The organism is uncultured Frigoribacterium sp. (assembly GCF_963515265.1).
Taxonomy (GTDB): Bacteria; Actinomycetota; Actinomycetes; order Actinomycetales; family Microbacteriaceae; genus Frigoribacterium.
This window is the reverse complement of the sequence record NZ_CAUPYL010000004.1, coordinates 45,489-55,704: the sequence shown is the minus strand read 5'-3', so window position 1 is coordinate 55,704 and position 10,216 is coordinate 45,489. Positions and strand designations below refer to the sequence as shown.

The following is a 10,216-nucleotide window of genomic DNA, read 5'->3' as shown; positions in this document are numbered from 1 at the left end:
CGTCAGGGGCGCAGGCCCTCGAGAGCGCAGGAGGGGGGGGGGGGGGGGCCCCCCCCCCCCGGGGGGGGGGGGGGGGGCGGGCGCCCCCCCCCGCGCGCGCCCCCCCGCCGCGCGGCCCCCGCGGGCCGGGCGCCCCCCGCCCCGCGCCGCACCCCCGTGGGTGGCCGACCCCCCCCCAACCGGGGGGTGCCACCCCCCACTTCGCGGTGTCAGACAGTGCGGTGCCGGGCTTCGAGGTGCCGGGCTACGGGGCGCACGACCGAGGGGTGCCGGGCCTGCCCGCCGCCCGTCACGCCCCCGGCTGCGGAGCCCGGACGTCGAGCGCCCACACGACGCCGAACCGGTCGCGGAGCTGCCCCGCCAACGGCGACCACGCGGAGGCGCCCAGCGGCTGCCGGATCTCGGCCCCGACGACGAGCCCCTCCCACACCGCCGTGATCTCGGTGGCGTCGTCGCCGCTGAGGTAGACGTAGCAGGAGTTCGCCCCCTGGTCGTACTCCTGGTGCGGCCAGACGTCGAACGCCATGACGCGGACCCCGCTCGCGGTCTCGACCTGCCCCCAGACGATCCGGTCCGCCCACGCCGGGTCGTCGGAGGCGCCCATCTGTCCGTAGGTCATGGCGGTCGCCTCGGTGCCGAGCGCGGCGGCCCAGAAGTCGAGGGCCTGGCGGGCGTCTCCGTCGAAGTTGAGGTGCGGGGTGGTCGAGATGGTCATGAATGTCTCCTCGTCGTCGCGCAGTCCTCGGTGGTGAGGCCCGCGTCGAGAGCGACTCTCCTCCCCGATCCGGTCAGATCGTGACCGCATCTGGTGCGACGATCAGAACGTGACCAGCCCCTCCTCGCGGATCCTCACGCTCCTCTCGCTGCTGCAGGTGCGACGGGACAGCTCGGCGACGTTCCTGGCCGAGCGACTCGGCGTGAGCCCCCGGACCGTCCGCCGTGATGTCGAGCGCCTGCGCGAGCTGGGCTACACGGTGACGACCCTGCGAGGGCCGGCCGGCGGCTACCGCCTGTCGGCGGGCAGCGAGCTGCCGCCCCTGCTCTTCGACGACGACCAGGCCGTGGCCGTCGCGCTCGCCCTCGCCGTGGCGCCCGCCTCCGGCACCGCCATCGGCGAGGCGGCCGCCCGTGCACTGGCCACCGTGCGGCAGGTGATGCCGTCTCGGCTGCGGCACCGGATGGACTCGATCGAGGTCCTCAGCACGCCCTCGGCGGTGGTCGTCGACCCGGAGGTGCTGGTCGCGGTGATCGAGGCGACCAGCGCCCGCGAGGTGCTCCGGTTCGACTACGTGCCCGTCTGGGGAGAGACCGAGGTCGGCCCGCCGCTCTCGGTCGAGCCGCACGCGGTCGTCACGAGCAACGGCCGCTGGTACCTCCTGGCGTGGGCGCCCGCCGCAGCCGACTGGCGCACCTACCGAATCGACCGGATGCACCCGCGGGCGGCCACGCGCCGGTCGTTCAGTCGGCGCCCCGTGCCCGGGGACGACCCGGTCGCCTTCGTCGCGGCGCGGTTCCGGGGGTCGACCGACGCCTCCTGGCCCTGCGTCGGCACGGCACTGCTCGACCTCCCGGCGAGCGACGTCGCGCCCTACGTCGATGCCGACGCCCTCGTCGAGCAGGGGGACGACGGCCGCGCGCGGCTCACGACGGGCTCGTGGTCGTGGGGCGCCCTCGCGGCCCGCTTCGCCGGGTTCGACGCGGACCTGACGCTCGAGGGGCCACCGGCGCTCGTCGAGGCAGGGCAGGAGCTGGCGGGGCGGCTGCGCGACTCGCGAGGCCCGGGTCGGCGGCCGTGAACGTCGGCACGTCGAGGCGCGGCCAGGCTCCCGAGATCGGCCCGCCCGGCCAGCCCGCCCGCGCAGCCGAGATCGACCCGTAGGGTTGTCACGACATGACCTGGGGCGGTGCAGCAGATGACAGACACGACTCTTCCCGACGACCTCTTCGCTGACCTGGACAGAGGCGGCCCGGTGCCTCTCTGGTACCAGATCTCCACTCGCCTCGAGGCCTCCATCCTGAGTGGTCGGCTGCCCGCCGGCGCGCGGCTCGAGAACGAGGTCGGGCTCGGCGAACGGCTAGGCCTGTCCCGCCCGACCATCCGCCGTGCGATCCAGGAGCTCGTCGACAAGGGCCTCGTCGTCCGTCGACGGGGCATCGGCACGCAGGTCGTCCACGGGCCCGTCACGCGGAACGTCGAGCTGTCGAGCTTGTTCGAGGACCTCGCCCTGAGCGGTCAGGCACCGACCACACGCCTCCTCACGCACGACATCACCCCCGCGGACGAGAAGACGGCGACCGCGCTGGGCGTCGAGGTGGGCGCTCAGGTGAGCCACGTCCGCCGGCTGCGCCTGGCCGACGACGTGCCCGTCGCGATCCTCGAGAACTACCTGCCGCTCGACCTCGCCCCGTTCTCCGATGCCGATCTCGCGGCCCGGGGGCTGTATCAGCTCCTCCGCTCCCACGGCGTGACGATGCGGGTCGCGAAGCAGAACATCGGCGCCCGGGCCGCCCACGGGGACGAGGCGCAGCTGCTGGAGATCGAACCTAGGGGCGCCGTCCTCACGATGACGCGCACCGCTTACGACGCCTCGGGCCGAGCCGTCGAGGTCGGGCACCACTGCTACCGGCCCGACCTCTACTCGTTCTCGATCACCCTCGTCGACAAGTAGCGCCCCGGGCCAGGTGGAGCGTCAGCCGAGGTCGGGGGCCGCGGCAGGGACCTTCAGCTCGCCGTTCATGTACTGGGCGACGCCGAAGCCGAACGACCAGTCCTGCGGCCCGTTCTCGACGTAGCCGATGAAGACGTCCTCGCCGGCCACGCCCGCCCCCTCGAGCCCGCTGGCGATGCGCGCGTAGAGGGCCTGCTTCGTCTCGTCGCTGCGGCCGCGCTGGGTGAAGATCTGGATCATCACGACGCCGCCGGTGCGCTCGAAGCCGAGCCCCGCGTCCTCGGCGACGATGCGCCCTGCGGGCAGCTCGTTGACGACCTGGAAACGGTCTCGGACCGGGATGCCGTACACCTCGACGATCGCCTCGTGGATCGCGTCGGCGATCGCGGTGATCTGCTCGGGCGTGCGGCCGGTCATCAGGTCGATGCGGACGAGGGGCATGGCGGGGTCCTCACTGTCGGTCAAATGTAAGGACATACTAACAAGATCACGGCCGAGACGCCAGGCCCGACATGAGGAGGCGCGGAGCCCGAGAACGGACTCCGCGCCTCCTGCGCCCTTCAGCCGCAGATCAGATCGCGGGCACGATCACGTCGCGGACGAGGGCGTCGAGCTGCGCGTCCGCGTCCAGGAACTGGCGGAGGGTCCTGACGGTCGCGCCGAAGCGCTCGAACTCGTCGAGGGTCATGCCGTCGACGTCGTAGGCCCGGTGCCACTCCTCGGGGATCTTCTCGGCCAACGACTCGAGGATGCGGGGGTCGACGGGGACGTCGATGCGGTTCTCGACGGGGAGCGCAGCGGCGTTGATGTCGACCTGCCATGAGAACGGAGGCGACACCACGAGGTCTCCCCCGACGAGCTCGGACCACTGCAGGTGGTTCCGGAACGCGGCCGAGAGGACTCGTGAGCGATAGCCACGGGCCACGAACTCGTGGTGCGCTTTCTTGAGGGCCGCGACGCCCGCCCACTCGAGGTGACCGGGGTCGATCATGACGTGGTCGCGCTTGACGACCGCCTTCAGCCAGTCGTCGAGCCGCCCGCCCATGAGGGTGACGACCGAGCCGAACTCGTGGTTCTCGATGCCCTCCGCGGTGCGACGGTCGAGTCCGCGCTCGATGGCGGCACCGACGGCGACGGCCTGGGCGACGGTGAACGAGACCGTCGCGTTGATGCTCACACCCCGGTACGTCGCCTCCTCCATCGCCTCGATGCCGGTCTTGGTGGCGGGGATCTTGACGATGATGTTCTTCGCCAAGGACGAGAAGTGAACGGCCTGCTCGACCAGCGCCGCGGCGTCTCGGTGCAGGCGCGGGTCGGTCTGCATCGACAGACGTCCGTTGCGGCCGCCCGAGGCCTCGAACTCCGCCTCGAGCAGGGCTGCGGCCTCGATGCTGAGCTGCTCGACGGCGAGCCACCCGATCTCGGACTCGCCGGCGATGGGGTTCGCGTCGGCGATCTCGCGGAGGCGGGGAGCCCAGGTGTCGAGGTCGTTCTTGATCACCGTGTAGGCGATGACCGGGTTGCAGGTCGCGCCCACGGCCCCGAACTCGATGGAGGCGGCGAGCTCGGTGAGGTCGGCCGAGTCGTTCCAGAGACTGGTGGGGGTGTCCTGCACGGCGCGGAGCAGCGTCGGCCGCTCGTCGGCCGGGGTCGGGGTGGGGGTCGTGTCGGTGAGAGTTGTCATGGTCGTTCTCCGGAGGGGTCGGTCGTCACGGGGCGACGACGCTCAGTGACGAGGCGCGGAAGCGATCCGCGACAGGATCTGCTCGCGCTGGTAACGGCTGACGGCATCGACGTCCTCGTCCTCGGCGAAGACGCTCGAGACGGCCACGGTGTCGTCGCGGTCGAAGAAGCCGAGCTGACCGAGGCCGCCGAAGAAGTCGTCCCAGTCGACGTCGCCGTCGCCGATCTTGAGGTGCTGGTGGACGCGGGCGGCGTTGCCGGGCGGGTTGGTGATGTACCGCAGGCCGTGCGACCGGCGGTGGTCGAAGGTGTCGGCGATGTGGACGAGCCCGAGTGACTGACCTGCGGCCGCCATGATCTCGGCCGTGTTGCCGCCGTAGTGGAAGGTGTGGCAGGCCACGTAGGCGAGCCCGACGTTCGAGGAGTTCAGCCCGCGGATCACGCGGAGCGCCTCGAGGCCGTCCTCGACGAAGTCGTCGGGGTGCGGGTCGATGAACACCTGGATGCCCTCGCGCTCGATGATCGGGAGCAGCTCCTCCATAGACCAGTAGAACTGTCGCTCCGATTCCTCCTGCAGCTCGGGGCGTCCGCTGAACTCGGTGTTGACGACGCCGACCCCGAGTCGCGCGGTGATCTCGATCACGCGCTTCCACTGCTTGACCGCCGCTCGCCGCGACTCCTCGTCCGGTCCCGACCAGCGGAGCACGGGCAGCACCGACGCGATCTGCACGTCCGCGTCGCGGCAGGCGGCCGCGAAGGCGTCGACCAGGTCGTCGTCCGCCTTCGGGTGCCGGAAGAAGGGGATGAAGTCGGCGTGGGGGGTCAGCTGCAGGTGGTCGTAGCCGAGCTCGCGGACCTTCGCCGGGATCTCGAGCAGGGAGTGGCTGTGGTGCAGCGGCGTCGGATCGAGGGCGATCTTCACCATCGGTCACGCCTCCGACGGGACGGCGTCGGCGCGGGCGTCCAGGTCGTAGAAGGCCGGCTTGGCCATCGCGTAGTCGACCTCGACACGGCGACCGCTCTTCTGCGCCTCCACGCCTGCGGTCGCGACCACGCTGGCGAGGTAGCCGTCCCAGGCGCTCGGCCCGTCGATGGTGCCCCGGTGTGCCGCGTCGACCCAGCGCTGCACCTGCGTGTCGTAGGCGGCGCCGAAGCGCTCCTTGAAGCTCGGCGGGACGGCCACGCCCGCGCGGCCGGCGCTCGTCAGCTGCAGGCCCGTTTCGCGACCGATCGACGCGACGCCGCTCTCGAAGACAGCGTCGGTCGTGACCTGGTAGCCGAACTGGATGTTGACGTTGATCTCGACGACGGCCAGAGTGCCCGACGCAGTCTCCAGGAGGACGAACTGCGGGTCGCGGAGCCCGTCGGGCGCCAGCGAGTTGCGGCGGGGCTTCTTCACCTCGACGGCCACGATCGGCTCGCCCGCGATGAAGGGGACGGCGTCGATCTCGTGGATGACGGAGTCGAGGATCAGCATCTCCTCCGAGTAGCTCGGCGGGGTCGTCGCGTTGCGGTGGGCGCAGTGCAGGGCGAGCAGGGCTCCGTTGTCACCGGACGCGACGAGGGCGCGGAGGTCCTGGTAGCCCTGGTCGAAGCGGCGCATGAACCCGACCTGGATGTGGGGCCGGTCGAGCTTCTGCTCCGCCTCGAGGACGCGCAGGGACGCCGCTTCGTCGGTCGTGAGGGGCTTCTCGCAGAGGATCGCCAGTCCGCGCTCGAGGGCGGGCATCAGCACGGCCTCGTGCAGGAACCCGGGCGTGGCGATGATGACCGCGTCGATCTCCGTCGTGGCGAGGGCTTCCTCGAAGTCGGCGGCCGTGACGGCGCCCGGCGCGGTCGCCGCGGCGGCGGTCGCTCGTGCCGTGTCGGGGTCGACGACGGCCACGACCCTCGCGCCGCTGATGGTCGAGGTGATCCGGGCGACGTGGTCGGCGCCCATCATGCCGGCGCCGACGACGGCGACGCGGAGGTCCTGGGAGGTGGGGGTCATGGTCGGTTCTCTTTCCGGTGCGGTGTCGTCAGACGAGGCGGGCGCGGGGCGAGCAGCTGAAGATGTGCTCGCGGGTGCGGGTGGCGATGCCGAGGGGCAGGTCGATCGACTCCACCGGGAACATGTCCTGCTCGACGATGGCGAAGATGTCGGGGTCGATCCGGCTCACGGCCTCGAGCACGGGCGCCAGCTCGGGCACGCCCTTCGGGGGCTCGACCATCACTCCCATCGCGACGGCGTCGCCGAAGGGCACGTCGTTCTTCAGGACGGTGAATCGGAGGTCGGAGTCGACCTGCTTGAGGTGCAGGTAGCCGATCCGGTCGGGGTGGGCCTCGATGAGTCGGACGTTGTCGCCGCCGTAGTAGGCGAAGTGGCCGGTGTCGAGGCAGAGGTTCGTGTAGCGGGCGTCGGTCTCGGCCAGGAACCGCTCGGTCTCCTGGTAGGTCCCGACGTGGCTGTCGGCGTGGGTGTGGAACTGCTGCTTCACCCCGAACTCCTCGAGCAGGGCCTTGCCGAGCTTGTCGTGCCCCGCGCCGAGCTTCGCCCACTGGTCGTCGCTGAGGGTGCGGGCCTCGAGGACCTCGGTGGTGGCGTCGCTGCGCCAGAGGTCGGGGATGACGACGAGGTGCTCGGCGCCGAGCGCCGAGGCGAGCCCCGCGACGGCGAGCGCCTGGTCCCAGGCGCGCTGCCACTGGTCGTCGCCCTTGTGGAAGCCGGTGAAGACGGTCCCGGCCGAGAGCAGCAGGTCGCGCTTGCCGAGTTCGTCCTCGAGCTGGTGGGGGTCGGTGGGGAGGTAGCCGTACGGGCCGAGCTCGATCCACCGGTAGCCGGCCTGCTGCACCTCGTCGAGGAACCGCGGCCACGGGATCTGGCTGGGGTGCTCGGGGAACCACACCCCCCACGAGTCGGGTGCGGTGCCGATGCGCAGCCCGCGGTCGTTCGGCGCGGAGGAGGTCTCGACGGGTGTGGCGTCGGGATCGGTGACGGTGTCGGTCATGGCGGCGATGCCTTTCGAGAGTGAGTCGTGAGATCGAGCTGAGGGGTCAGCCCAGGAGCGGGCGCTGGGCCGAGCGGTGCTCGCGATACTCGGCGAGCGCCTCCTCGGTCGCCGCGAGGGTGGAGACCTGGGCGACGGGGACGTCCCACCAGCCCTCGCCGTCGGGGGCGTAGACGAGCGGGTCGCTGTTGATGTGGATGAGGGTGGTCGTCGACGATGCCTTCGCCGCCGCCATCGCCGCGCTCAGGTCGGCGACGGAGTTCTCCGACGGCTCGACCTCGATGACGTCGACCCCGTAGCTGCGGGCGTTCATCGCCAGGTCGACCGGGAGGACCTCCGTGCCCTGGAAGTCGAGGGCGTCGGGGTCGAGCTTGCGGTACAGGGTGCCGAAGCGGTCGGCGCCGACCGTCTCGGACAGGTGCCCGATCGAGGCGTAGCCGTGGTTCTGGATGAGCACGACGATGATCTTGATGCCCTCGGCCACGGCGGTGACGAGCTCGGTGTGGAGCATGAGGTACGAGCCGTCGCCGATCATGACGATGACGTCGCGGTCGGGTGCGCCCCGCTTGACGCCGAGGCCGCCCGCGATCTCGTACCCCATGCACGAGAACGCGTACTCGACGTGGTAGCCGAGCGGGTCGCGGACGCGCCAGAGCTTGTGCAGGTCGCCGGGGAGCGACCCGGCTGCCTGGACGACGACGTCGGTGGGGTCGCTGGCGGCCTGGACGGCGCCGATGATCTCCGGCTGACCGGGCAGTGCGAGCCCGGACGGCAGGAACGCCTCGTCGACCAGGTCGTCCCACGCCGCCTTCTCGGCGGCGACGCGCGTCGAGTGCTCGGCGGGGACCGCGTGCTCTGCCAGCGCTGCGCCGAGGGCGTCGATCGCTTCGCGGGCATCGGCCACCACGGGCAGCTGCGAGCCGTGCTTGTAGGCGTCGAACGAGGCGATGTTGACGTTCACGAACTGCACGTCCGCGTCCTGGAAGGCGGTGCGGGACGCGGTGGTGAAGTCGCTGTACCGGGTCCCGATGCCGATGACGACGTCCGCCTCGGCGGCGATGCGGTTCGCGGCGGTCGTGCCCGTGGCTCCGATGCCGCCGAGGTACTGGGGGTGGTCCCAGGCGAGCGACCCGCCGCCGGCCTGCGTGGTCCCGACGGGGATGCCGGTCGCACGGGCGAGGGCGTCGAGCTGCTGCTCGGCGCCGGAGTAGAGCACTCCCCCGCCGGCGACGATGACCGGGCGCTTCGCGGACCGGATCGCGGCCGCTGCTCGTTCGAGGGGCCCGCGCTCGGGGACCGGACGGCGGATGTGCCACTCCCTCGGCTGCAGGAACTCCTCGGGCACGTCGAGCCACTCGGCCTGGACGTCCTCGGGGAGGGCGATCGTGACGGCACCGGTCTCGGCAGGATCGGTCAGCACCCGCAGGGCGGCGAGGGCGATCGAGAACAGCTGCTCGGGCCTGTCGACCCGGTCGAAGAAGCGCGACAACGGCCGGAACGCGTCGGTCACCTGCAGCGAGGTGTCGTGCGGCATCTCGATCTGCTGCAGCACCGGGTCGCTGACCCGCGTCGCGAAGGTGTCGCTCGGCAGCAGCAGCGCGGGGAGGCGGTTGGTCGTCGCCAGGGCGGCGGCGGTGAGCATGTTGGCGGCCCCCGGACCGACGGAGGCGGTGCTCGCGTAGGTGGCGCGCCTCCGGTGCATGCGGGCGTAGCCGACGGCCTCGTGGACCATGGCCTGTTCGTTCCGAGCCTGCAGGTAGGGCATCAGGCCGGGGCGGTCGACGTGGTACTGCTTCAGGGCCTGGCCGACGCCGGCGACGTTGCCGTGGCCGAAGATGCCGAACATCCCGGGGATCGTGCGCTCACGCACGTCGCCGTCGACGGTCCACTGGTTGGCGAGGAACTCGACCAGGGCCTGGCCGACGGTGAGTCGCTTCGTCGTCATCGACGCGGTCCTTTCGGTGCTGCGGTGGGGAGGTAGGGCAAGCGGGGGTCAGGGTCCTGCGATTCCCACTGGGTGCGCACCCAGCCGTGGGCCGGGTCGTCGGTGATGAGCCACGCTCGTTCAGGGTCGGGGCCTGCCATGACGTTCAGGTAGTAGAGGTCGTACCCGGGGGCGGCGACGGCGGGCCCGTGGTAGCCGAAGGGAACGAGGGCGACGTCGCCGGTGCGGACGAGCTGGTCCACCTGGATCTGCCCGGCAGGTGAGCCGTAGGTGGCGAACATGCCGAACGGGTCGGCCTGCCCGGGGGCCTCGAGACCACGGCTGACGTCGGACTCGAAGTAGTAGATCTCCTCGAGCCGGGACTCGACCCCCGGCACCGACTCGTCGTGCTTGTGCGGCGGGTACGACGACCAGTTCTCGGCCGGGGTCACCACCTCGCAGACGATCAGCTTCTGGGCGTGCAGCCCGGCCGGCGTGCCGAAGTTGTGCACCTGTCGGGTGGAGCGACCTGCCCCCCGGATCTCGACCGGGATGTCGGCCGCGCGCAGCACCTGCACGTCGAGCACCTGGTCGGCGGGCGCCTCGGCGACCGCGACGCGACCCGACCCGGTGACCCGCGCCTCCGTGTGGATGCCCAGGTACACGACGTCGGCGGGGCCGTCGAAGACCGATCGGCGCCCTGCGAGCTCGACCGTTCCCGAGCCGCCGCGGCCGTCGCTCCACTCGACGACGACGTCGCCCGAGAGCGGCACGACCATGCGCTCGACCTGTCGTGCCGGGAGGCGGAGCTCGGCGCCGCCTGCCAGCTCTCCGACGCGGAGGCCGGTGTACTGCCAGCCGTCGACCTCGCCGTCGACGACGGTCTGCCAGCCACCTCGTGCCAGGTCCCCTCGCGGGAAGAACCAGCGCGTCTCGTCGTTCATGTCGTCCAC

The 10,216-nt window shown here is 71.6% G+C and carries 10 protein-coding genes; 2 read left to right on the top strand and 8 right to left on the bottom strand.

Going from position 1 to position 10,216, the window contains the following annotated elements; genetic code table 11:
* Positions 1-289: 289 nt before the first annotated feature.
* Positions 290-715 (bottom strand): VOC family protein, encoded by a 426-nt coding sequence (locus tag RWM17_RS01235; RefSeq protein ID WP_314100724.1) that lies wholly within the window; start codon positions 713-715, stop codon positions 290-292.
* Between the two features lie 109 nt (positions 716-824).
* Between RWM17_RS01235 and RWM17_RS01230 the strand changes: the two genes are divergently transcribed.
* On the top strand, positions 825-1,796 hold the full coding sequence (locus RWM17_RS01230) for a WYL domain-containing protein (protein WP_314100723.1): 972 nt from the start codon (positions 825-827) through the stop codon (positions 1,794-1,796).
* A gap of 117 nt (positions 1,797-1,913) precedes the next feature.
* Entirely contained in the window at positions 1,914-2,669 is a 756-nt protein-coding gene (locus RWM17_RS01225; RefSeq protein WP_314100722.1) for a GntR family transcriptional regulator, read from the top strand.
* A 21-nt stretch (positions 2,670-2,690) separates the two neighbouring features.
* Here RWM17_RS01225 and RWM17_RS01220 read toward each other — a convergent pair whose 3' ends face one another.
* From RWM17_RS01220 to iolB, 7 genes are all read right to left on the bottom strand, one after another.
* On the bottom strand, positions 2,691-3,110 hold the full coding sequence (locus RWM17_RS01220) for a tautomerase family protein (RefSeq protein ID WP_314100721.1): 420 nt from the start codon (positions 3,108-3,110) through the stop codon (positions 2,691-2,693).
* A 130-nt stretch (positions 3,111-3,240) separates the two neighbouring features.
* Complete coding sequence (locus RWM17_RS01215; RefSeq protein WP_314100720.1) at positions 3,241-4,353, bottom strand: transaldolase family protein; 1,113 nt, start codon at positions 4,351-4,353, stop codon at positions 3,241-3,243.
* A gap of 42 nt (positions 4,354-4,395) precedes the next feature.
* Positions 4,396-5,274 carry a sugar phosphate isomerase/epimerase family protein gene (locus RWM17_RS01210; RefSeq protein ID WP_314100725.1) on the bottom strand — a complete coding sequence of 293 codons (879 nt, stop codon included), beginning with the start codon at positions 5,272-5,274 and terminating at the stop codon, positions 4,396-4,398.
* A gap of 6 nt (positions 5,275-5,280) precedes the next feature.
* Positions 5,281-6,342 carry a Gfo/Idh/MocA family oxidoreductase gene (locus tag RWM17_RS01205; protein WP_314100719.1) on the bottom strand — a complete coding sequence of 354 codons (1,062 nt, stop codon included), beginning with the start codon at positions 6,340-6,342 and terminating at the stop codon, positions 5,281-5,283.
* Positions 6,343-6,370: 28 nt separating this feature from the next.
* On the bottom strand, positions 6,371-7,339 hold the full coding sequence (locus tag RWM17_RS01200) for a sugar phosphate isomerase/epimerase (protein WP_314100718.1): 969 nt from the start codon (positions 7,337-7,339) through the stop codon (positions 6,371-6,373).
* A gap of 46 nt (positions 7,340-7,385) precedes the next feature.
* Positions 7,386-9,284, bottom strand: a complete 1,899-nt coding sequence (gene iolD / locus RWM17_RS01195) for a 3D-(3,5/4)-trihydroxycyclohexane-1,2-dione acylhydrolase (decyclizing) (RefSeq protein WP_314100717.1) — start codon at positions 9,282-9,284, stop codon at positions 7,386-7,388.
* Positions 9,281-10,207: a 5-deoxy-glucuronate isomerase gene (gene iolB / locus RWM17_RS01190; protein WP_314100716.1), complete on the bottom strand. Its 927-nt coding sequence runs from the start codon at positions 10,205-10,207 to the stop codon at positions 9,281-9,283. Before iolB ends, iolD begins: the two co-directional genes overlap by 4 nt.
* Positions 10,208-10,216 lie beyond the last annotated feature (9 nt).